This window comes from Pseudooceanicola aestuariicola (genome assembly GCF_045763785.1).
GTDB lineage: Bacteria > Pseudomonadota > Alphaproteobacteria > Rhodobacterales > Rhodobacteraceae > Pseudooceanicola.
The window spans coordinates 1,694,540-1,715,385 of the sequence record NZ_JBJGSF010000001.1 but is presented as its reverse complement, the minus strand read 5'-3'; the positions used below and the strand labels follow the sequence as shown (position 1 = coordinate 1,715,385).

The window sequence follows — 20,846 nt, the reverse complement described above, 5'->3', positions numbered from 1 at the left end:
AACTTCAACGGCACGGAAACGCTGACCTATACGATCACGGACACGGACGGGAACACCGATACCTCGACGATCACGGTGAACGTGACGCCGGTGAACGATGCGCCAGTTGCCAATGATGACATGGACGACACGGACGTCGGCACCATGGTCACCATCGACGTGCTGGGCAACGACACCGACGTGGACGATGCCAAGGCCGATCTGACTGTCACGATTGAACCCGGGCAGGAGCCTTCCAACGGCACTGCGACGGTGCTGCCGAACGGCCAGATCGAATACACGCCGGACGCGGGCTTCGTGGGCACCGAAACCTTCAGCTACACGCTGACGGATGACGATGGTGCGTCCGATACCGCGACGGTCACGGTCAAAGTCGACAACAACGGTGGTGGCAACCAGCCGCCGGTGGCTGTCGATGACCCGGCGGAAACCGATGAGGACACGCTGGTCAACATCGATCCGCTTGGCAACGACAGCGATCCTGACAATGATCCGCTGACCTTCAAAGGCACGCCTGTGTCGAAAGAAGGTGGTAACATCACGGTCAAGCCGGATGGGACGATCGACTACACGCCGCCTGCCGATTTCTTCGGCACGGATGAGATCACCTACACGGTTCAGGATCCTTCGGGTGCAACCGACACTGGCACTGTCACCGTCAAGGTGAACCCGGTGAACGATGATCCAATCGCCAACGACGACATGGACGACACCGATGTTGCACAGCCTGTCACGATCGACGTGCTGGCCAACGACACCGACGTCGACGATGTTCCGGCGGACCTGACGGTTTCGATCGAACCAGGTCAGGAGCCGACCAATGGCACCGCGGTCGTGGTCAACAACCAAGTGGTCTATACGCCCAACCCGACGTTTGTCGGTACCGAAACCTTCAGCTACACGCTGACGGACGACGAGGGCGGGTCGGACACTGCGACCATCACGGTCAAGGTGACGGATCCGAACGGGCCGCAGAAAGACGGCATCGTGGAAGGCACAAGCGGTGACGACCTGATCGATGACGACTATACTGGTGACCCGGAAGGCGACATGGTCGATGCCGAGGATGCCTTGGACCCGACCAGCGGTGACGATGACCTGATCGAAGCCTACAGCGGTGACGACACGGTTGTTGCAGGCTCTGGCGACGATACGGTTGACGGTGGCGAGGGTAATGACTCGATCAACGGCAACTCGGGCGATGACTCGATCACCAGCGGGCCGGATGGTCTGCCGGATGAGGAAATCTTCCCCGGTACGCCGGTCGACAGCGACCCGAACGACGACCGTGACATCGTATTCGGTGACGAAGGTGACGACACCATCAACACCGGCGACGACCGTGACACGATCTACGGTGGTTCCGGCGACGATGAGATCAACCCGGGCATCGACAACGACGAAGTCTATGGTGGTCAGGGCGATGATCTGATCGACGATATCCAAGGTGCCGACTACATCGAAGGCAACTCGGGCGACGATACGATCCTTGCTGGTATCGACACCTTCTCGGACTACTCGGGCGACGATCCGAAGTTCCCGGTTCCGGGTTACCCCGGCATCACGAAGGACCCGAACCCGAACGACGGTAAAGACACCGTTCTGGGTGGTGCGGGTAACGACTGGATCGAAACCGGCGACGATGCGGACAGCATCCTTGGCGGGTCGGGCGACGACACCATCGACGGTGGCATCGATGACGATTACATCGAAGGCAACCGTGGTGACGACGACATCACCGGTGGTCACGGGTCGGATACGATCTTCGGCAACTCGGGCGATGACTCGATCAACGCGGGCGACAGCTCCTTGCTGTTCGGTCAGGCGATCGACGATGACCCTGTGAACCCCGATCCGGTTCCGATCAACGGTAAGGACCTGGTCTATGGCGGTGCCGGTAACGACACCATCCTGGGTATGGACGACGATGACACCCTCTATGGTGGCACCGGCAACGATTACCTGGATGCTGGCATCGACGATGACGAAGCCTACGGCGAGAGCGGCAACGACACCGTTCTGGGCGGACAAGGTGACGACACCCTGGGTGGCGGAACCGGCTTTGACAGCATCGAAGGTGGCTCGGGCGACGACTCGATCTCGGGTGGTCAGGATGACGACACCATCATGGGTGACGCAGGGGATGACACCATCCTTGGCAACACCGGTGAGGACGAGCTGTACGGCGGTTCGGGTGACGACAGCATCGACGGTGGTGCCCAGAACGACACCATCACCGGTGGTGACGGGGCCGACACGATGTTCGGCGGCACGAACGACGAAGACCTGTTCCTTGGCGCGACGGTCGGCGATGACATCGACGGCGGCTCGGGTAACCTGGTCGACTACGATACGCTGGACCTGCGGGGCTCTGCTCCGGCCGGCGGTCGGATCGAGGTCAAGTACACCAGTGCGGACCGCGAAGATGGCTACGTCGAGTTCTACGGCGCTGCAGACGATCTGAACCCGATCGGACGTGCAGACTTCGAAGAAATCGAAAACGTCATCCCGTGTTTCACCCCGGGTACGCTGATCGCGACGCCCAAAGGTGAGGTTCTGGTCGAAACCCTGCGTGAAGGCGATCGTGTCATCACTCGTGACAACGGTATCCAGGAAATTCGCTGGACCGGTCATAAGGACCTGATGGGACGTGACTTCCTGCAGCAGGAGCACCTAAAGCCGGTGCTGATCCAGAAAGGGTCGCTTGGCTACGGTCTGCCGGAGCGTGACATGCTGGTGTCGCCGAACCACCGTGTTCTGGTGAACAACGACAAGACGGCTCTTTACTTCGAAGAGCGTGAAGTTCTGGTCGCTGCCAAGCACCTGACGGGTCTGGCCGGTGTGAACCGAGTGGATACGATGCGGACGCAGTACATCCACTTCATGTTCGACCAGCACGAGGTCGTGCTGTCGGATGGGTCGTGGACCGAAAGCTTCCAGCCGGGTCACCAGACCCTGGACGGTCTGGGCAACGCGCAGCGTCAGGAAATCCTGGAGCTGTTCCCGGAGCTGGCGACCGAGAAGGGCCGTGAAGATTACCACGCGGCACGTCGGACGCTGAAGAAGCACGAAGCGAAACTGCTGACCAAGTAATGCAGCGAACACCGGGCCCCCATGGGCCCGGTGTTTTTACCTGATCGGGGCGGGGGCACCGGTCACACTCTGGGACACGCGCAGGTGATGGCCTGTATTTTCAGGCGATCGGCGCGTGTCCCGGATTTCATTCAATGCCCTTGTTGGGCTGATTTCCGGGGGGATTTCAGATGGATTTAGTTCTAGGCGTCGCACGGTGGAGCCTTTTGGTCGCTGCCACTGTCATGTGCATGTCAGTATCGGGCATTGGACTGGCCGGGTTCTGACTTGGTTTCCAATCTGTCCGGGCCTACCTTTGTCATAAGACGGAGGGTTTTGCATGGCCGGTGGTTGGGCGCGCGATGGCGCGGTAAGCGAACAGATCGAAGCATCCATCGAGGATGAGCTGACGCGGATGCGGGCCCGGTCGGGGCCGCAGGGCGAAAGCCTGACCCATTGCGCGGAATGCGAAGAAGAGATCCCCGAAAAACGACGGCTGGCCATTCCGGGCGTGAAACTGTGCATCGATTGCCAGCAGGAGCGTGATGGAGCACGGGCGGCACGCGGCGGGATCAATCGGCGGGGATCAAAGGATTCTCAGCTTAAGTGAGGGAATGCCGCTGGCGCGGCATGGCCTTCGGCGAGGATATTTTCAGGACCAAAGAAGCAGGGTGCCAGGTTATTGAGCTTTGGCCCTTGATCGCCACGCGGCCCAGGCTTCGGGCGTGTCGAGGTCCGTCGTTGCGTGGCTGCCGGGCAGGGGAACCTTGGTGATCGGGGCGGTCTTGAGCAGGGTGCGGGCGCCTTGGTCGCCAGTAAGCTTGGCCAAGTCTTTCAGCATGTGGGCGGGGAAGATGACCGGATGGCCGGGCGTGCCGTCCGCGGTGGTGGCGCGGTGGATTTGGTCAGGTGCCTCGGCAAAGGCCTGCGCCATGGTGATGAGGTCTCGGGTCGTGATCTCTGGCATATCGGCGGGCAGGATCATCGCGGCGCTGTCTGCGGGCAGGGCGGCGATCCCGGCACGGATCGAGGCGGACATGCCTTGATCGGCATCTGGCACAGGAATCAGCGTGACACCAAGCGCCGCAAGCGCCGCGGCGCGCGGGTGGGTCAAGCTGGGCACGGCGATCACCGTGGGCGCGACGGGCAAGGCGCGCCGCGCCATCGTGGCGATCAGGGGCGCGCTATCCACCTGTTCCATCAGCTTGTCCCCGCCGCGCATGCGCGATGATGCCCCGGCGGCGAGGAGGAGGATTGCCAGTGTCACGCTTGCTGTCATGGGCGCAGATTAGCCGCGCATACGCGCTCCGTCTGCATCAAAAATCGGGCTGTCGATGCGGCGGGCCTTGCGGCGGACGCCCAGCACCTCGATCTCGGCCTCCATCCCGGGGGCGATCTTGTCGGTCGGCACGAAGGCGTGGGCCATGGATTTTCCAAGGTGGTGGGAATAGCCGCCAGAGGTGCAATAGCCCACGACCTCTTCGTCCAGCCACAGCGGTTCGTAGCCTTTGACATCCGCGTCGTCGGCGTCGATTTCGAACATGCAAAGCTGACGTTTTGGCCCGTCCTGTCGCGCCTTTTCAGCAGCGGCGCGGCCGATGAAATCGGTGGGTTTCTTCCACGAGATGAAGCGGTCGAGCCCGGTTTCGGCCGGTGTGTAGTCGGGCGAATATTCCCGCAGCCAAGAGCCGAAGTGCCGATCCAGCCGCAGGGACATGATCGCGCGCATGCCAAAGGGTTTCAGACCGTAAGCTTCGCCGGCCTTGGTCAGCATGTCCCACAGGGTGCGCTGTTCCAGCGGGTCGCAATAAATCTCGAATCCCAGATCGCCGGTATAGCTGACGCGCTGCACCACCACGTCCAGCAGGCCAAGCGTCATGCGCCGTACATCGAGGAAGTTGATGTCGTCGACGCTGTGCCCCGCGACGTCTGCCAGCAGCTTGCGGGCGTTCGGTCCGGCGATCTGAAAACCGTTCCATTTGTCAGACATATTCGTGACTTGGACGTCACCACTCATGTTCTGTGCGAACCAACGGGAGTGATAGGCCTGCGCGCCGTAAGAGGCCGTGAGGCGGAAATCGTCAGCCCCGAGGCAGGAGATGGTGAAATCGCCGATGATCCGGCCCGCGTGGCTGAGCATGGGGCTAAGAGAGATGCGGCCGGGTTGCGGGATGCGTCCTGCCATCACCTTGTCCAGCCAGTCGCGCGCACCGGGGCCGGTGACGGAATATTTGCCGAAGTTGTGGATTTCGTTGATGCCGACGCTGTCGCGGACGGCGGCGACCTCGCGTCCCGTGGCGGCAAAGGCGTTGGAGCGGCGGAAGGACGGCGTTTCGTAGCGCGGCTCGCCGTCGGCGGCGAAATAGTTCACCACCTCAAGGCCATAGGCATGCCCCCAGACCGCGCCCATGCCGTCGAAGACATCCCACATGGGGGTGCGGCGCAGGGGCCGTGCGGCGGGTTTTTCTTCGTTCGGATAGGCGACAGAGAATCGGGTCTGGTAGTTCTCCATCACTTTGGGGCGGGTGTAGCCCTTGCCGATCCAGTTGCCATAGCGCGCGATGTCGAAGGCCGAGGTGTCGCGTTCGCATTCGCCGTGCACCATCCATTGCGCCAGCATCAACCCGATGCCGCCGCCCTGACTGAAGCCGGCCATCACCGCGCAGGCGGACCAGTAATTGCGCAGACCGGGCACGGGACCGACCAGCGGGTTACCATCGGGCGCAAAGGTGAAGGGGCCGTGGATCACGCGTTTTACACCTGCATCGGCCAGTACCGGGAAGCGGCGGTAGGCGAATTCGATGCTGTCGCTGATCTTGTCCAGATCGTCGGGCAGCAGTTCGGCAGCGAAATCCCAAGGGGTGCCATCAACGGCCCAGGGTTTCGGTTTTTTCTCGTAAAAACCTATGCATATACCCTGACCTTCTTGTCTTAGATAAGATTCGCCAGACGGGTCGACGACATGCGGGTGTTCGCTGTCGCGGGCTTTGATTTCGGGAATATCCTCGGTGACGAGGTAGTGATGCTCCATCGGGTGAAGCGGTGCGTAATAGCCTGCCATGGCGGCCACTTCGCGCGCCCAGAGGCCGGCAGCGTTGACCACATGTTCGGCGTGAATGGTGCCCTTGTCGGTGACCACGTCCCATGTGCCGTCCGGGCGTGGGTTGGTTTCCAGCACCTTGGTGTGTGTGTGGATCGCAGCGCCATTGATCCGCGCGGCCTTGGCATAGGCGTGGGTGGTACCCGAGGGATCAAGGTGCCCGTCCAGCGGATCGTAAAGCCCGCCGATGATGCCGTCGACATTGGTGATGGGGGCGAAGTCCTTGATTTCGTCCGGAGTGACGATGCGGGTGTCCAACCCCATGTGGCGGTGTTTGGCGCGTTCGGCCAGAAGCTGATCGAAGCGATCCTGACTGTCGGCAAGGGTGACGCCACCGGTGTGGTGCAAGCCGCAGGACAGGCCGGTGATTTCCTCCAACTCTTTGTAAAGTTTGATGGTATAGCCCTGCAGGGCGGCCATGTTGGTATCACCGTTGATGGTGTGGAACCCGCCTGCCGCGTGCCAAGTGGACCCTGCCGTCAATTCGGCCCGTTCCAGCAGCATGACATCCGTCCAGCCCAGTTTGGTCAGGTGATAAAGGACCGAACAGCCGACGACGCCGCCTCCGATCACTGCGACTTGGGTGGTGGTTTTCATGGCGGCTCCCCTTGGCTTTGAGGCGATGGTGGTGCGGGCGGGGGCGCGGGGGCAAGTGTGTTCACGACACGACATGTCGTTTCCGAAACATCTGGGCGCAGCCGGTTGATTTGGCCTGCACTTTCGGCGCGCGTGCTCTAATTATGGGGCAGACCACAAGGACAATGCGATGCTGCCCACCCTGTTGCGCCAAATTCATGCCTTTTCACGGCGGCTGATCGTGCGCGTTTTGCTGATCGCGCTGTGTTCCGTGCTGGCCATTGTGGTGGCCAAGCTGCTGGGCGGGTTTATTCCCTTTGGGCTGAAGGATCGGATCGGCGCGGACGCGGTGGATCATATCCTGTCGATCATCGCCAATTCGATGCTGACGGTGACGACCTTTTCCCTGACCGTCATGGTCGCGTCGCACCGAAGCGTGTCGTCGCTGTGGACGCCGCGGGCGCATCAGATCCTGTTGCAGGACACGACGACGCACACCGTTCTGGCAACCTTTGTCGGCGCGTATCTTTACGCGCTGATCACAATCATCCTGCGTGAAACGCAAGTGTTCGAGGGCGAAGAATTGGTGGTGCTGTTCTTTGTCACCCTGATGGTCGTGGCACTGATCGTGATCGCCATCGTGCGCTGGATTTCGCATCTTGAACTTTTGGGCAGCCTGATCGAAACGGCCGGTCGGACCGAAGACAAAGCGCTGCAGGCGTATAAGCTGCGCTGCGATCATGCCTCACTCGGCGCGCATCCTTATGATCCTGATAACGTTACAGATTGTGATCCCGTGCGGGCAGAGCACACCGGCTATGTCCAGCAGATTTATCAGGACCGGCTGCAAGAGGCGGCGGAGGAGGCAGAGGGAGAGATCCACCTTGCCATCTCGGTCGGGTCCTTTGTGCACCGGGGTGAGGTGCTGGGTTATATCAAGGGCGGTGAGACCTGCGAAAAAGCGATCCGCAACAACGTGTCGATCGGGTCGCTTCGGAATTACGTACAGGACCCCGGCTTTTCCCTGCTGAACCTGACCGAGATCGGGCAGCGCGCCCTGTCGCCGGGGATCAACGATCCGGGCACGGCGGTGGACATGGTCCGGCGGATCGCGCGGGTGCTTTTGTCTGACGTGGCCGAGGATGAGGCGGATGCGCGTTATGACCGGCTCTATGTGCCGTCGCTGGATCGGCGTAATCTGGTGATGGAGACGCTGGCCGCCATCGCGCGGGACGGGGTGTCGCATCCAGAGGTCGTGATCGCCCTGCGTGGTTCGCTGAAACCACTTAGCAACCATGATGACCCGCAGTTGGCCGAGGCCGCGCGCGTCGTTCTGGCGGCGATCGACAAGGCAGAGACGAAGGATATTCTGGACCTATCGGTCTAGTGCAGAATGGCTCTGGCCAATCGTCGCGCAGCAGGGTTAGCTGTGCGTATGAGCCTGATCCTGCACGACCGAATTCCCTATGATACGGGCGAAAAAAGCCTGCCGGGCATCGCGCCCCTTGATCCGGCTGATTGGGTGATCCGGGACGAGGTCTTTGCACAGCAGATGGCGCTGCGGGATCAGCTGATTACCACCCGGCGGGACGAAGTGATTGCCCTGACTGACGCGGGCCGCGCCGCCGCTGAGGAACTGTTGCAGGCCGTGCTGGACGATCTGGCGGGGGACGAAGGCTACCTGATCGACGCAGACATCGTGCAGCGCCCCGACGGGGTGCGCGTGACTTTGGATCGGAACGATCCGCTTGGCGCATTAGGGCGATTGGTCCAGCAGGATTTCTGCCTGCTGCAAAAGCCAGACGGCGGGGATGAGCATGTCCTGACCGGTGCCGTTCTGTGTTTCCCGGCGGGATGGATGCTGGCGCAAAAAATCGACCGTCCGTTGATCCGTATCCATGTGCCTGTGCCGTCCTATGACGACGATATTGCCAGACGGGTGCAACGTCTGTTCGACGGGGTGCAGGTCGGGCGTCCTTTGTGGCGCTACAATGCGCTTGGCTATGTTGATCCGGCGCTGTTCCAGCCAAGGGCCGAGGGTGTGCCCAAGTACGGGGATGAGGGCCAGCAGCGGTTTATCCGGTCAGAGCGTCAGACGATCCTAAGGTTGCCACAGACGCGGGCGGTGGTGTTTGGCATTCATACGTTCGTCGTGCGTAAACCTTTGTCCTAGATCAGAAAAACGGCAGGTAAGACATTGACGGCAGCATCCCTGTCAGCACCGCGCTAAGCGCGAAGGCCTGGGTCGAGACGCGGATGTCACCGCCTTTGACCGCCTGGTAGACTGCCAGGGGCACGCCGATCGCAGGAACCATTACCGCGACCGATGCGGTCGTGGCCAACGTCGCGGCTCTGGTGGCCCCAGAGGGGGCATTGTCCTGAGGCTCCAGCGCCTCTTCGCGGAAGATGCCGGTCAGGTCAGGTGCGTCGAAGGCTAGCGGGGGCAGGGTGATCGGCTCGGGCTGGACGGTGGGCTGGGGCGCAGCAGTGCGGCCGGGACGGCGCGGGGTGATATGGATCACCTCATCAGCCGAGCGGTCGCGCATGGGGGTGAAGGCTGCCTGAAAGCGGGTCGCGGGGATGGCGACGTTTTCGGCGCCCCAGAGGACGGTATCGCCGCCCATATGTTCGATCAGGATCGAAGTCACCTCGGCCAGCAGGGCGATATGAGCGCGGGGGTGCAGCGCTTCACTGTCGCGGGTCTTATCGACCGAGATGTTGACGCGAGGTGCGGTGCCATCGGCGCTGCCGTCGGACAGATACAGATGCAGCGTGACAGGACCGGCGTCGATCAGAAGGCTGTCGGCTCGGGTCAGGCTGTCGGGCCCGGCGCCTAGGCCAAAGGGGACCAAGGCCTGCACGGCCAGATCGCGCAGCATGTCGATGGTGAACAGGGGCTGACCGGCAAAGGTCAGGTTGGCTTGGGTCGCTTCTTGCGTGGTGTGACGGGTCATTTTCTTCCCTCCAGGTTTTATCCTGAAGACGAGTGTGTCGGTGAAATGGGGAAAAATTCTGCCACCATTCCGGGAAAATTCGGCGCATTCGGGAAAAGTCGCGGCATATTGTCGGAATCTCAACGTAAATCGCAGGGATTGTGTCGGGCGCGCCGCCGTACACGACATTTGACGTTAATATGCCTTAAAGCGTTGAAAATTAGCGGCTAATCTTCGGGATTTTGATCGCTTTGTTCACCACATTAGTGGGTGAGCACAAAAAAACGGGCGCCAAGTGGCGCCCGTTTCGCGTGTATTCCGGTAAGGAATTAGCAGGAGTAGTAGAGTGCGAATTCGGCCGGGTGCGGCGTCATTTCGTACATCTCGATCTCTTCCATCTTCAGGTCGATGTAGCCAGCGATCTGGTCTTTGGTGAACACGTCGCCTGCCAGCAGGTAGTCCATGTCCTTTTCCAGCTCTTCCATGGCTTCGCGCAGCGAACCACAGACGGTCGGGATATCGGCCAGTTCTTCAGGCGGCAGATCGTACAGGTTCTTGTCCATGGCTTCGCCCGGATCGATCTTGTTCTTGATGCCGTCGAGGCCAGCCATCAGCAGGGCCGAGAAGCACAGGTAGGGGTTTGCCGCCGGATCGGGGAAACGTGCTTCGACGCGCTTCGCTTTGGGCGATTCGGTCCATGGGATACGGACACAGCCAGACCGGTTGCGTGCGGAGTAGGCGCGCAGAACGGGCGCTTCGTAACCCGGGACCAGACGCTTGTAGGAGTTGGTCGAGGGGTTGGTGAAGGCGTTCAGCGATTTCGCGTGCTTGAGGATACCACCGATGAAGTAGATCGCTTCCTGCGAAAGGTCGGCGTATTTGTCGCCTGCGAACAGGGGCTTACCGTCTTTCCAGATGGACATGTTCACGTGCATCCCGGAACCGTTGTCGCCCTTGAGCGGCTTCGGCATGAAGGTCGCGGAACGGCCATAGGCCTGTGCGACGTTGTGGATGACGTACTTGTACTTCAGCAGGTTGTCGGCTTGTTCGGTCAGCGAACCGAAGATCAGACCCAGTTCGTGCTGCGAGGTCGCCACTTCGTGGTGGTGCTTGTCGACCTTCATGCCCATGCGCTTCATGGTGGACAGCATTTCGGAACGAATGTCCTGACCATCGTCGGACGGGTTCACTGGGAAGTAGCCGCCTTTGTAGGTCGGACGGTGGCCCAGGTTGCCCATTTCGAAATCAGCGTCGGTGTTCCAAGCTGCGTGGTCTGCATCGACCTCGAAGGACACTTTGTTCGGCGCGACAGAGTATTTCACGTCGTCGAACAGGAAGAATTCCGCTTCGGGACCGAAGTAGGAGATGTCGCCGATGCCGGAGGACTTCAGGTAGGCTTCTGCCTTCTGGGCAGTGCCGCGCGGGTCACGGTCGTAGGCTTCACCGGTGTCGGGTTCCACGACCGAGCAATGGATCGCGATGGTTTTTTCCGCGTAGAACGGATCGACGTAGGCGCTGTCGAGGTCGGGCATGAGTTTCATGTCCGATGCTTCGATCGATTTCCAACCTGCGATGGACGAGCCGTCGAACATGAAGCCTTCTTCGAGGAAGTCTTCGTCAACTTCGCTTTCGATCACGGTGACGTGCTGCAGACGTCCACGCGGATCACAGAAGCGGATATCGACATATGCCGCCTCTTCGTCCTTCATGAGTTTGAGAACCTTGTTGCTCATTCTCTTTTCCCTTTTCTTTGGAGTGTTCGTTTAAAGCGCGTCAGAACCGGCTTCGCCAGTCCGGATGCGGATCGCTTGTTCGATGGTCGAAACAAAGATTTTGCCGTCGCCGATTTTCTCGGTCTTCGCTGCGTCAATGATCGCCTCGATGGCACCATCGACCTGATCGTCATCCAGAACGACTTCGATCTTTACCTTGGGAAGGAAATCCACAACGTATTCAGCACCACGGTATAGCTCGGTATGACCCTTCTGACGGCCGAAGCCTTTGACTTCGATGACAGACAGGCCCTGGATACCGAATTCTTGCAAGGCCTCCTTGACCTCATCCAGCTTGAAAGGCTTGATGATCGCCTCAAGTTTTTTCATGTCGCGGAACTCCTCACTGATCCCTCGGGGGGTGTGAGACCACGATCATTGCGCGGCCTCAATTGACGAGGGTCAAACTGAGGCAATTGCAGTGAAGTGGAAAGAGGGCTGCGTTAAATTTTAGGCGTGATGCATAAAATATGTGCAGTATGAAAAAATCAGGTGAGCAATGCTGACCATTTCCCAGATGCGCGCGGCCGAGGCCGAGGCGATCAATAGCGGCCGCGTCACCGGGTTCGAATTGATGGAGCGGGCCGGCGCCGGTGTGGTCGCCGCCATGGCAGAGCGTTGGCCGGGGTCGGATGGGATCACAGCGGCCCCTTATGCGGGGCAGATCGTGCTGGTTCTATGCGGTCCGGGCAATAACGGCGGCGATGGCTATGTCGTGGCGCGGCGTTTGGCAGAGGGCGGCGCGGATGTCCGGGTTCTGGCGCTTGGCGATCCGGCAGAGTTGAAGGGCGATGCGCGGTTGGCGTTTGACGCGTGGCAGGGGGCGACCGGGCCTTTCACGCGCAACGCGATGTGCGCCATCGCGGACGAGGCTGTTGCGCGCGGTCAGGATTGGCTGGTCATCGTCGATGCGCTGTTCGGAATCGGTCAGCGCGGGCCTTTGGACAAGGTGACCGACCCGGTGGGCGCGCTGATCGACCACATGATGGGTGGCGCGGGGCTTGCGCCGTTCACCGTCGCGGTCGATCTGCCGACGGGATACGACGCGGACACGGGCGAAGCGCTGGCGCGGCGGCCCCTTTGGGCAGATCTTACGGTGACTTTCCACGCGCCCAAGCCTGTTCACGGCATGCCGCATTTTCTGGATACCGAGTTGGTGATCGTCGACATAGGCTTACCGCAATGAGACTGACCGAAATTACCATCGGCCCCGAAAAGATCGCGGCGCTGCGCAAGGGTGCGGGCGATCACAAGTATGGGCACGGTCATGCGCTGGTACTGTCCGGCGGCGCGGGACGGACCGGGGCGGCACGGCTGTCGGCCCGGGCGTCGTTGCGCATTGGGGCAGGGCTGGTGACGATCGGGGCCCCGGCGGACGCCATGGCCGAGGTTGCGGCGCAGGTGACGGCGATAATGCTGCAAGACGCGTCGGACGTGGCCGAAGTGCTGGAGGATGGGCGCATCAACGCGGTCTGCATCGGGCCGGGCTTCGGCGTGGGCGCGCGGTGTCGGCAGGCCGTGACTGCCGCGTTGCAGGCCGATCGGGCCTGTGTGCTGGATGCGGATGTGTTTTCGTCCTTCGCCGAGTGCGCCGAGGATCTGTTCACGCTGACCCGCGGTGCGCGCTGTGTCCTGACCCCGCATGAGGGGGAGTTTTCGCGCCTGTTCCCGGACTTGGATTTAGACGACCGCGCGGCGGCGTGCTGTGCGGCGGCTCAGCGGGCGGGATGTGCGGTTGTTCTGAAAGGTCCGGCGACGGTGGTCGGCGAGAGGCGGGTTGCGGTGCATAATTCCAACGGGCTGCGCGATGCGCCGTGGTTGGCAACAGCCGGTTCGGGCGACGTGCTGGCCGGGATGATCTGCGGGCTGCTGGCGCGGGGCTGGACGCCCGGTGATGCGGCAGAGGCGGCGGTCTGGCTTCATGCCGAAGGTGCGCGGGTGTTTGGGCCGGGGCTGACCGCGGAAGATCTGGTCGAGGTGATTCCAGAGGTGTTTCGGCGGATCGGCGTGTGAAAACTGTGCTGTATATGTAGTGCCAGTCGAACACCTTTTTGGTGCCTCGTAAAAAATACGTCCCGCCCGGCTGTCCCCTCGGGTCGGCATAGTCTTGCGCTTTTACCTATGACCTTTCGGCGCGGGCACCGAATCTGATGGCCGATCTGCCAAAACGCCGCCACCAAAACCAAAAAGACCCGCGCGATGCGCAGGCCTTTTCGTGCAGTCAGTCATGAAAACCGGGGTTTAGCAGGCGGTGGCGAGGTCCTGCGACGCCTTGGCGGCAACTTCGATGCCACCGGCGTAAATGATGTGGTCGGTGTCGAATTCCAGTTCGTAAACGGTCATCACACCTTTGCCCATGGAGCGGACATATTCACCGTCGACCAGCCGTGCGGCGGGGACGAGTGCGGATTTCTTGCCGAACATGGCTTCGGCGCGCCAGTCGCGAACCAGAACCTCTTGACCAGAGGGCAGGGCGACATCGTTTTCGGGGCGGTTGTGACCCAGGGAGCCCGCGCAGACGTGAACCACGTCGCAGGTTACCTTGCGGGTGCGGACGTCTTTAAGGACGGCCATACCGGTGTCACGCGTGATGACGCGGTCACCTTTGGTCAGAAACTCAACCGGCATTTCACCATCCAGCGTCATGACCTTGGTGCCAGCCGCGATTCCCGCGACGGCCTGTGCCTGGGCCTTGTTTGCTTTGTTGATCGTGACTTCGATAGTTTTCATGGGAGTGTTCCCCTTTCTGACTGCCTCATTGTTTTCGCATCAGATTGGGGCGAAAATTCGCCGCTATCCAGATTTCTGTGCGGCAATGAGGCCTTTTTGGTCCGATTTCCGCCACATTTGAAACCCGGCTTTAAGATTTCACGCCGTTTGGGCCGGGTATCTGCCGTCCGCTGCCCCATTTGCGGGGTGGGCGTCTGGCGGTGACTCGATCAGTGGTCACAGTCTCGCACCGAGGTCCGAAGAAAAGATTAACGTGAAATTGGGGCAGGGATGAGGCCGATTCCCCCTCGCCTCTGGGAAATTGTTTTGCTATCTGACGCCTCACTGCGGGTGTGGCGGAATTGGTAGACGCACCAGATTTAGGTTCTGGCGCCTTTGGCGTGGGGGTTCGAGTCCCTTCACCCGCACCACAAACTTTCCAAGCGAAAGTTACCTTCCTTCGAGACATCAATAGGGAATGAGGTCAGCGTATTGTTGGCCCAAGAAGACCTGCGTTAAGGCACAGACCTTAAAGCCCGACGACGCCTTCGTTCTTGGCTTTATGATCCGGCTCCACATGGATCTGGATCGAGGCTTTACCATCGAAGGCCTCTTTCAACGCCTGTTCCAGCCGGTCACAGATGTCGTGCGAATCCTGAACGCTCATCTGGCCGTCCAAGATCAGATGGAAATCGATAAAGGTCATCGCCCCGGCCACGCGGATTTTCAGATCATGCGCCTCTTGTGCGCCGCTGGCGTGGTTGCGGATGATGCGGGTCACATCTTCGATCAGGCCGGGATCGGGCAGTTCGTCCATCAATGCGCCTGTCGCCTCACGCACCATTTTCCAGCCGGTCCAAAGGATGTTCAGCGCAACCAAGGCCGCCAAGGCCGGGTCTATCCAGTCCTGTCCGGTGGCGGTGGCCAGAATGATCCCCGCAATCACCCCGATCGAGGTGAAGACATCCGTCAGAATATGCCGTCCGTCCGCCACCAGCGCCGGCGACCGCCACGCGCGGCCCCATCGCAGCAGCAGGACCGCCCAAAGCGCGTTCAGGACCGAGGCCGCGCCGTTGATCGCCAGCCCAAGGGCCGGGGCCGTCAGGGGTTCGGGCGACAGAAGGCCATAGTAGGCTTCGCGCAGAATCAGCAGGGCGGCGATGACGACCAGCACGCCTTCGAACACGGCTGAAAGGTATTCGGCTTTCTGGTGCCCATAGGGATGGTTGTCGTCGGCAGGCATGGCCGCCACGCGCAGGGCCACGAAAACTGCAATCGCCGCGACCACGTTGATCGTGCTTTCCAGCGCGTCCGAGAAAAGGGCGATTGACCCGGTCACCCACCATGCCAGCAGTTTGATGCCCAGAACGATCAGGCCCACCGCGACCGTGGCCAAAGCAGCTTTTTGGGTGCGCGGCAGGGTCATGGGCGGGACCTTCGTCTTTTTCCACCGGTCCGGAAACAACGTGACGGGTGGCAATCTTTGGTGCTGCCGCAATGCGGCATTGCCGGGATCAGGTCAACATCTGTCACGGTGATCAGGCGCGGTCGTGGGCCGATCGCGGGAAAATACGGCAGCGGCGTTACCAATCCTCCTTGCGTCCAAGGCGCACGACCCCTAGAAGGGCGCCTGATTTGGCCCCCGCGTGGCGGGCGGCCCGTGGACGTAATGGAAGGACGCATAGGATGCAGGTCACCGAGACCCAGAACGAAGGCCTCAAGCGCGGCTACCAGATCACGCTGCCCGCCAGCGAGCTGGACGCGAAGGTAAACGAAAAGCTGGCCGAGGCGCAGCCCGAAGTGGAAATGAAGGGCTTTCGCAAGGGCAAGGTGCCGATGGCGCTGCTGAAAAAGCAGTTTGGTCAGCGCATTCTGGGCGAAGCCATGCAGGAAGCTGTCGATGGCGCGATGTCCGACCACTTTGAGCAGACCGGCGACAAGCCCGCGATGCAGCCTTCGGTCGAAATGGTCGATGGTGAGACCTGGAAAGAAGGCGACGACGTCGTCGTCAACATGTCCTACGAAAAGCTGCCCGAGATCCCTGACGTGGACCTGAAGGGTATCAAGCTGGAAAAGATGGTCGTGAAGGCCGAAGATTCGGCTGTTGACGAAGCGCTGCAGAACCTTGCGGAAAGCGCACAGGACTTTGACACCAAAGACGGCGCGGCGGAAAATGGCGATCAGGTCGTCATCGATTTCGTCGGCAAGGTCGACGGTGAGGCGTTTGAAGGCGGTTCCGCCGAAGATTACCCGCTGGTTCTGGGCTCCAACTCTTTCATCCCCGGTTTCGAAGACCAGCTGGTCGGTGTGAAAGCCGGTGAAGAGAAGGCCGTTGAGGTGTCGTTCCCCGAGGAATACGGCGCAGAGCATCTGGCCGGCAAAGCGGCTGTGTTCGACTGCACCATCAAAGAGGTCAAAGCCCCCGTCGCCGCCAAGATCGACGATGAGCTGGCCAAGAAATACGGTGCCGAGGATCTGGACGCCCTGAAAGCTCAGGTGCGTGAGCGTCTTGAAGCCGAATACGCTGGCGCCGCCCGTGCGGTGATGAAGCGTGGCCTGCTGGACGAGCTGGACAAAGCCGTGTCCTTCGACCTGCCGCCGTCGCTGCTGGACGCAGAAGCCAAGCAGATCGCGCACCAGCTGTGGCACGAAGAGAACCCCGAGGTTCAGGGCCACGACCACGGTGAGATCGAAACCACGGACGAGCACATCAAACTGGCCGAGCGTCGCGTGCGTCTGGGCCTGCTGCTGGCAGAACTGGGTCAGCGCGCCGAGGTTGAAGTGACCGACGCTGAGATGACGCAAGCGATCATGAACCAGGCACGTCAGTACCCGGGTCAGGAACGTCAGTTCTTTGAATTCGTTCAGCAGAACCAGCAGATGCAGCAGCAGCTGCGCGCCCCGATCTTCGAAGACAAAGTCGTCGACTACGTTTTCGAACTGGCCGATGTGACCGAGAAGGAAGTCTCGAAAGAGGACCTTCAGGCGGCTGTCGAAAAGCTGGAAGAAGACGAGTAAGTCGTTTTCTTATGGAATTGAAAAGGCCGCTCCTTCGGGGCGGCCTTTTTCTTTGGGGCTGGTCGATGCCTTCGCGCGGAGTCGAGGCGCGCAGCGCCGCCGCGCATAGACGGGCCGCCCCCGGGCCCGGCTATTCGTCGCTGTCGGTGGCCCGGTTGACGTGGTCGCTACCACGACTTGCATAAATCAAGATGTCCATGGGCCTGTCCCGCCGTTCCGCGGCCCGTCTATGCGCGGCTTGTGTCGAATTCGCCCTGTAGGGATAAGGGGTCGTATTGCGTTGTCACCCAATCTTCGAACCGCACTCCGGTCGCCTCTTTCGCGGCGATGAAGGCTTCCAGAAACGCGTCCAGGATGCCCGTGCGCGTCCCTTTATAGTGCAGGTACTTCCGCGACAGCATGGCCCGGGCGTCGTCAGGGGATTTGCCCTCGACCTCCAGCAGGTACAGCGCGGCGACCAGCCCTGCGCGATCGGCGCCGGACTTGCAGTGGAACAGCACCGGGCGTTCGGCGGTGCGCAGGACGTCTAGCGCGCGGACCAGCGGTGCAGCATCAGGCGCGCGGCGGGCGTTCAGGTTGACGCCCTCCAGCGTGATGTCATGCGCCTGACACAGCTGCACCTCGCGTCGGTGTGGCACGGTATGGTCTTCGGCGCGCAGCGACAGGATCGTTCGAATCCCCAGATGTTTCAACGCCTTGAAGCGACCCGAGGGCGGATGGTTCGACCGCCAGACGCCCGGCGCGATTTCATAGAGGTTGGTCCACAGCTCTCGGAACAGGCCGTGATCGCTCCACCGGATATAGCTGTCGACGGCGCGGGTATCTTCCAGCCCCAGCAGCTTTTGGCCGCGGCGCATCTTGCGGCGGCTGTACCAATCGTGGACGGGTTTCAGAAAATCGTCGGCCATGGGGGTTCCTTGTCAGCCAGACAGATGCGGGTGCGGGCGCGGCGCGTCAAGACTTGTCCTTGCAGCTATGTCACGCCACGCTGCCCGCAACAGGAGGAGAGACCATGACCCATACCGCATTCGACAAGGACAGCTTTACCCAGTTCCGAGAGGTGCCGCGCAAGGGGCCGATCCACATGCTGAACCTTGTCCGGCTGCGCGACCGTGCCGAATACGACGACGGGCGCGAGGCGACGGGGGCGGAGGCCTATGCCGCCTATGGACGGGAAAGCCAGCCGGTGCTGGAGCGTCTGGGAGGTCGCATCGTCTGGCGTGGCAGAATGGAACATATGCTGATCGGCCCACGGGACGAGGTGTGGGATTTGTGTTTCATCGCTGAATACCCGTCGGCCGATGCCTTTGTTGAGATGATCTTTGACCCTGCGTATCGGCAGGCGATGCTGCACCGTCAGGCCGGGTGTTCCGACAGCCGCCTGATCCGGATGGAGCCGTTGGAGGTGGGGCAGAATTTTGCGGAATAGGGCCTTGGCCCACTGCGGTCCGTGACAGGCCAGCAACGGATTAAAATGCATCCTATTTGACCTGTTGGCAGGCGAGGTCGCGCTATGGCACCTTGGGACAAACGATAAGAGGGCTGAGCAGATGATCCCGATCGTACAGATGCGTTATTCCTATTTCGGGCAATCCGGCTGGCGGTCGGATGCGTCGAAGTCGAAAGAATTGCTGTTTGATCCCAGTCGCTTGCGGCACAGGTTTAACCTATTGCAGCAATTCGCCGTGAACTCTTTGGTGATGCAAGAGGACCAGTATTTTCACTTCGTCATGCTGACCTCATCGGATATTCCCGCGGATCACCTGCGCGAGGTTCGCGATTTCGTCGGCGACAGCTTTGGCGATCGGGGCGCGGTGATCGGTGCGCAAGAGGGGCCGGTGGGCAACCATTTCCTGACCCACTGCCGGTCGTTCCTGCCGGGTGACTCGGTCCTGATGCAGATCGTGCTGGATGACGACGACGCGCTGTCGACGGATTTCATCGGCAAGCTGCGGGAAGAGGCCGGGGCCTTTCGTGACCGCCTGCCGCCGGACATGCGGCGGTTCTTCGTGTCCTTTTCCAAGGGGGTCAGCGTCGTTTACGAACAGGGATCGCCCGTGCCCAAGCTGTATCGCCGCGATGTGCCCTATACGAACCTTGGGCTGGCGCTGGTGTCGGATATCAGCGACCGGGTCAGCCCCTATGCGGTGGCCCATAAAAAGGTCGCGCGGCGGTTTGCGACGCTCGTCTACAACGACCTCAAACCCTATTACCTGCGCGTGGTCCACGGTGCCAACGACAGTCGCGCCTTGGTGGACGAGGCGCAGCCCGCGTCCGACGCCGAGATTGCCGAGGTGATTGAACGGTTTCCCCTGATGAAACAGGTGATGAACCCGCCGAAACGTCGGCTGGAAGCGGGTTAACCGATCAGGGTGCAGTGCTGGGCCCTGTATTGGATGACCGCATTGGCGAAATCATCCGGGGCCGTGTTGTCCGGGTTCAGGTCCATATAGGTCACGCCACCCCGGTGACGTGTTGCGATCACGTAGGCCGTGCCATCGATAATTGGACCTGGCGCAAACGGCGGCAACGGGTCTTTGTCCGCGGGGACCAGCCGCGAGATGGCCAGCGGCGCTTCGGTCCGATAGCGCAGGTTATGGATGGCAGAGGTCGTGGTGTCATCGATTGGCATCAGGATCCGCTGCGCCACGGTGCCGTCTGGCAAGGCATCCGGGAAGACAAGGCCCGCCATAGGGATCGTGTCGCGCCATTCCAACTGCTTAGAGCCATCAGCGGCGATCTTATAGTGGCTGATGGTCAGGGTGCATTCGTCGACCTGCGTTTCCATCCGGTGTTCGGCACGGCCTGTCAGGTCGAACTGGATTTCGGCGGTGCCCAAGGCCTCAACCCGGGCGGCGTCGCTGGTGCGGTCGGCAGTGGCGGGCAGGGGAAACAGGGGAAGCACGGCAAGCGTTATGGCTGCGATATGTCGAATGGTCATTGTCACTAATTACCCAGCTAATAAATTGATATTAAAGAAAAAGGCCGCGCAGCTTGGACTGCGCGGCCTTGTCATTCGACTGATCGATAAGATCAGTTCTGTTCTTCGTCCGAGCCTTCTTCGGCCGGGGCCGCGTCTGCTGCGGGGGCGTCGTCGAAGTCGTCGCCAGCGGCAGAGCCAAGATCGTCGAACAGTTCGGCGATCTCGAATTCTGCGGCGGCTTCTTCTTCTGCGGCGGCGTCCTGAATGGACTTGCCGGAGGCCTGCAGTTCAGCTTCTTCCGGGGAACGGGCGACGTTCAGAGTGATCTGAACTTCGACCTCGGGGTGCAGGTAGATGTCTACCTTGTGCATGCCCAGTTCCTTGATCGGCAGCGGGATGATGACCTGCTTACGCTCAACGGTGTAGCCAGCTTCGGTGGCAACAGCAGCAACGTCACGTGGGGTGACAGAGCCGTAGAGGTTGCCGCCGTCAGAGGCGGAGCGAATCACGACGAAGACTTCACCGTCCAGGCGCTGGCCCAGGGCTTCGGCTTCTTTCTTGGTCTCAAGGTTGTTCGCTTCCAGCTGGGCTTTCTGCGATTCAAACTGCTTGATGTTCTCGTCAGACGCGGTCAGCGCCTTGCCCTGCAGCAGCAGGTAGTTACGGGCGTAGCCCGGCTTGACGGTGACGACGTCACCCATCTGGCCCAGCTTTGCGACGCGTTCGAGAAGGATAACTTCCAT

At 60.9% G+C, this 20,846-nt stretch carries 19 protein-coding genes and 1 tRNA gene; 10 read left to right on the top strand and 10 right to left on the bottom strand.

Annotated elements, in window-relative coordinates; translation table 11 throughout:
- Together ACI3GR_RS07930 and ACI3GR_RS07925 are read left to right on the top strand one after the other, a co-directional pair.
- Positions 1 to 3,093, top strand: a 3,093-nt coding sequence (locus ACI3GR_RS07930) for an Ig-like domain-containing protein (RefSeq protein ID WP_407493571.1), incomplete at its 5' end; no start/stop codon positions are given.
- A 319-nt stretch (positions 3,094 to 3,412) separates the two neighbouring features.
- Entirely contained in the window at positions 3,413 to 3,682 is a 270-nt protein-coding gene (locus ACI3GR_RS07925; protein WP_407493570.1) for a DksA/TraR family C4-type zinc finger protein, read from the top strand.
- A 69-nt stretch (positions 3,683 to 3,751) separates the two neighbouring features.
- Here ACI3GR_RS07925 and ACI3GR_RS07920 read toward each other — a convergent pair whose 3' ends face one another.
- Together ACI3GR_RS07920 and ACI3GR_RS07915 are read right to left on the bottom strand one after the other, a co-directional pair.
- Positions 3,752 to 4,351: a nucleotidyltransferase family protein gene (locus tag ACI3GR_RS07920; RefSeq protein ID WP_407493568.1), complete on the bottom strand. Its 600-nt coding sequence runs from the start codon at positions 4,349 to 4,351 to the stop codon at positions 3,752 to 3,754.
- Between the two features lie 9 nt (positions 4,352 to 4,360).
- Entirely contained in the window at positions 4,361 to 6,769 is a 2,409-nt protein-coding gene (locus ACI3GR_RS07915; RefSeq protein ID WP_407493567.1) for a GcvT family protein, read from the bottom strand.
- 169 nt (positions 6,770 to 6,938) lie between these two features.
- Between ACI3GR_RS07915 and ACI3GR_RS07910 the strand changes: the two genes are divergently transcribed.
- Together ACI3GR_RS07910 and ACI3GR_RS07905 are read left to right on the top strand one after the other, a co-directional pair.
- Complete coding sequence (locus ACI3GR_RS07910; RefSeq protein WP_407493566.1) at positions 6,939 to 8,135, top strand: DUF2254 domain-containing protein; 1,197 nt, start codon at positions 6,939 to 6,941, stop codon at positions 8,133 to 8,135.
- Positions 8,136 to 8,183: 48 nt separating this feature from the next.
- On the top strand, positions 8,184 to 8,921 hold the full coding sequence (locus tag ACI3GR_RS07905) for a heme-dependent oxidative N-demethylase family protein (RefSeq protein ID WP_407493565.1): 738 nt from the start codon (positions 8,184 to 8,186) through the stop codon (positions 8,919 to 8,921).
- A gap of 1 nt (position 8,922) precedes the next feature.
- Here ACI3GR_RS07905 and ACI3GR_RS07900 read toward each other — a convergent pair whose 3' ends face one another.
- The 3 genes from ACI3GR_RS07900 to ACI3GR_RS07890 all read right to left on the bottom strand — a co-directional run bounded on the left by ACI3GR_RS07900 (position 8,923) and on the right by ACI3GR_RS07890 (position 11,783).
- Positions 8,923 to 9,702 (bottom strand): hypothetical protein, encoded by a 780-nt coding sequence (locus ACI3GR_RS07900; protein ID WP_407493564.1) that lies wholly within the window; start codon positions 9,700 to 9,702, stop codon positions 8,923 to 8,925.
- 308 nt (positions 9,703 to 10,010) lie between these two features.
- Complete coding sequence (glnA, locus tag ACI3GR_RS07895) at positions 10,011 to 11,414, bottom strand: type I glutamate--ammonia ligase (RefSeq protein WP_407493563.1); 1,404 nt, start codon at positions 11,412 to 11,414, stop codon at positions 10,011 to 10,013.
- 30 nt (positions 11,415 to 11,444) lie between these two features.
- Positions 11,445 to 11,783, bottom strand: coding sequence for a P-II family nitrogen regulator (locus ACI3GR_RS07890; protein WP_407493562.1), 339 nt, complete (start codon positions 11,781 to 11,783; stop codon positions 11,445 to 11,447).
- A 169-nt stretch (positions 11,784 to 11,952) separates the two neighbouring features.
- On the opposite strand from ACI3GR_RS07890, the gene ACI3GR_RS07885 reads away from it, so the two are divergent.
- The gene (locus ACI3GR_RS07885) at positions 11,953 to 12,639 is read left to right on the top strand and encodes an NAD(P)H-hydrate epimerase (protein ID WP_407493561.1); all 687 of its coding nucleotides are present in this window, start codon (positions 11,953 to 11,955) and stop codon (positions 12,637 to 12,639) included.
- Entirely contained in the window at positions 12,636 to 13,466 is an 831-nt protein-coding gene (locus ACI3GR_RS07880) for an NAD(P)H-hydrate dehydratase (RefSeq protein ID WP_407493560.1), read from the top strand. The genes ACI3GR_RS07885 and ACI3GR_RS07880 overlap by 4 nt, the downstream gene beginning before the upstream one ends.
- A gap of 228 nt (positions 13,467 to 13,694) precedes the next feature.
- Here the strand turns inward: ACI3GR_RS07880 and ACI3GR_RS07875 are convergent, their stop codons facing one another.
- Complete coding sequence (locus ACI3GR_RS07875; RefSeq protein WP_407493559.1) at positions 13,695 to 14,183, bottom strand: Hint domain-containing protein; 489 nt, start codon at positions 14,181 to 14,183, stop codon at positions 13,695 to 13,697.
- A gap of 326 nt (positions 14,184 to 14,509) precedes the next feature.
- Here ACI3GR_RS07875 and ACI3GR_RS07870 point away from each other — a divergent pair.
- Positions 14,510 to 14,593, top strand: a tRNA-Leu gene (locus ACI3GR_RS07870).
- Between the two features lie 98 nt (positions 14,594 to 14,691).
- Here the strand turns inward: ACI3GR_RS07870 and ACI3GR_RS07865 are convergent.
- Positions 14,692 to 15,582, bottom strand: a complete 891-nt coding sequence (locus ACI3GR_RS07865; RefSeq protein ID WP_407493619.1) for a cation diffusion facilitator family transporter — start codon at positions 15,580 to 15,582, stop codon at positions 14,692 to 14,694.
- Positions 15,583 to 15,848: 266 nt separating this feature from the next.
- Between ACI3GR_RS07865 and tig the strand changes: the two genes are divergently transcribed.
- Positions 15,849 to 17,180, top strand: a complete 1,332-nt coding sequence (gene tig, locus ACI3GR_RS07860) for a trigger factor (protein ID WP_407493558.1) — start codon at positions 15,849 to 15,851, stop codon at positions 17,178 to 17,180.
- Positions 17,181 to 17,407: 227 nt separating this feature from the next.
- Here the strand turns inward: tig and ACI3GR_RS07855 are convergent, their stop codons facing one another.
- The gene (locus ACI3GR_RS07855) at positions 17,408 to 18,088 is read right to left on the bottom strand and encodes a tyrosine-protein phosphatase (RefSeq protein WP_407493557.1); all 681 of its coding nucleotides are present in this window, start codon (positions 18,086 to 18,088) and stop codon (positions 17,408 to 17,410) included.
- Between the two features lie 104 nt (positions 18,089 to 18,192).
- Between ACI3GR_RS07855 and ACI3GR_RS07850 the strand changes: the two genes are divergently transcribed.
- Both ACI3GR_RS07850 and ACI3GR_RS07845 read left to right on the top strand, forming a co-directional pair.
- Complete coding sequence (locus ACI3GR_RS07850; RefSeq protein ID WP_407493556.1) at positions 18,193 to 18,609, top strand: DUF1330 domain-containing protein; 417 nt, start codon at positions 18,193 to 18,195, stop codon at positions 18,607 to 18,609.
- Positions 18,610 to 18,730: 121 nt separating this feature from the next.
- Positions 18,731 to 19,543 carry a glycosyltransferase gene (locus ACI3GR_RS07845; RefSeq protein ID WP_407493555.1) on the top strand — a complete coding sequence of 271 codons (813 nt, stop codon included), beginning with the start codon at positions 18,731 to 18,733 and terminating at the stop codon, positions 19,541 to 19,543.
- Here ACI3GR_RS07845 and ACI3GR_RS07840 read toward each other — a convergent pair.
- Positions 19,540 to 20,121: a hypothetical protein gene (locus tag ACI3GR_RS07840; RefSeq protein WP_407493554.1), complete on the bottom strand. Its 582-nt coding sequence runs from the start codon at positions 20,119 to 20,121 to the stop codon at positions 19,540 to 19,542. The two genes, ACI3GR_RS07845 and ACI3GR_RS07840, sit on opposite strands and share 4 nt — an antisense overlap.
- Positions 20,122 to 20,213: 92 nt before the next feature.
- Positions 20,214 to 20,846, bottom strand: a complete 633-nt coding sequence (gene rplI / locus ACI3GR_RS07835) for a 50S ribosomal protein L9 (RefSeq protein ID WP_407493552.1) — start codon at positions 20,844 to 20,846, stop codon at positions 20,214 to 20,216.

What these genes read in the sequence shown, in the direction of transcription:
- ACI3GR_RS07890 (WP_407493562.1), bottom strand. Translation starts at nt 11,783, where the DNA reads ATGAAAAAACTTGAGGCGATCATCAAGCCTTTCAAGCTGGATGAGGTC.
- ACI3GR_RS07915 (WP_407493567.1), bottom strand. Translation starts at nt 6,769, where the DNA reads ATGAAAACCACCACCCAAGTCGCAGTGATCGGAGGCGGCGTCGTCGGC.
- ACI3GR_RS07920 (WP_407493568.1), bottom strand. Translation starts at nt 4,351, where the DNA reads ATGACAGCAAGCGTGACACTGGCAATCCTCCTCCTCGCCGCCGGGGCA.
- ACI3GR_RS07880 (WP_407493560.1), top strand. Translation starts at nt 12,636, where the DNA reads ATGAGACTGACCGAAATTACCATCGGCCCCGAAAAGATCGCGGCGCTG.
- ACI3GR_RS07885 (WP_407493561.1), top strand. Translation starts at nt 11,953, where the DNA reads ATGCTGACCATTTCCCAGATGCGCGCGGCCGAGGCCGAGGCGATCAAT.
- ACI3GR_RS07850 (WP_407493556.1), top strand. Translation starts at nt 18,193, where the DNA reads ATGACCCATACCGCATTCGACAAGGACAGCTTTACCCAGTTCCGAGAG.
- glnA (WP_407493563.1), bottom strand. Translation starts at nt 11,414, where the DNA reads ATGAGCAACAAGGTTCTCAAACTCATGAAGGACGAAGAGGCGGCATAT.
- ACI3GR_RS07905 (WP_407493565.1), top strand. Translation starts at nt 8,184, where the DNA reads ATGAGCCTGATCCTGCACGACCGAATTCCCTATGATACGGGCGAAAAA.
- rplI (WP_407493552.1), bottom strand. Translation starts at nt 20,846, where the DNA reads ATGGAAGTTATCCTTCTCGAACGCGTCGCAAAGCTGGGCCAGATGGGT.
- ACI3GR_RS07900 (WP_407493564.1), bottom strand. Translation starts at nt 9,702, where the DNA reads ATGACCCGTCACACCACGCAAGAAGCGACCCAAGCCAACCTGACCTTT.
- ACI3GR_RS07840 (WP_407493554.1), bottom strand. Translation starts at nt 20,121, where the DNA reads ATGACCATTCGACATATCGCAGCCATAACGCTTGCCGTGCTTCCCCTG.
- ACI3GR_RS07875 (WP_407493559.1), bottom strand. Translation starts at nt 14,183, where the DNA reads ATGAAAACTATCGAAGTCACGATCAACAAAGCAAACAAGGCCCAGGCA.
- ACI3GR_RS07845 (WP_407493555.1), top strand. Translation starts at nt 18,731, where the DNA reads ATGATCCCGATCGTACAGATGCGTTATTCCTATTTCGGGCAATCCGGC.
- ACI3GR_RS07855 (WP_407493557.1), bottom strand. Translation starts at nt 18,088, where the DNA reads ATGGCCGACGATTTTCTGAAACCCGTCCACGATTGGTACAGCCGCCGC.
- ACI3GR_RS07925 (WP_407493570.1), top strand. Translation starts at nt 3,413, where the DNA reads ATGGCCGGTGGTTGGGCGCGCGATGGCGCGGTAAGCGAACAGATCGAA.
- ACI3GR_RS07910 (WP_407493566.1), top strand. Translation starts at nt 6,939, where the DNA reads ATGCTGCCCACCCTGTTGCGCCAAATTCATGCCTTTTCACGGCGGCTG.
- tig (WP_407493558.1), top strand. Translation starts at nt 15,849, where the DNA reads ATGCAGGTCACCGAGACCCAGAACGAAGGCCTCAAGCGCGGCTACCAG.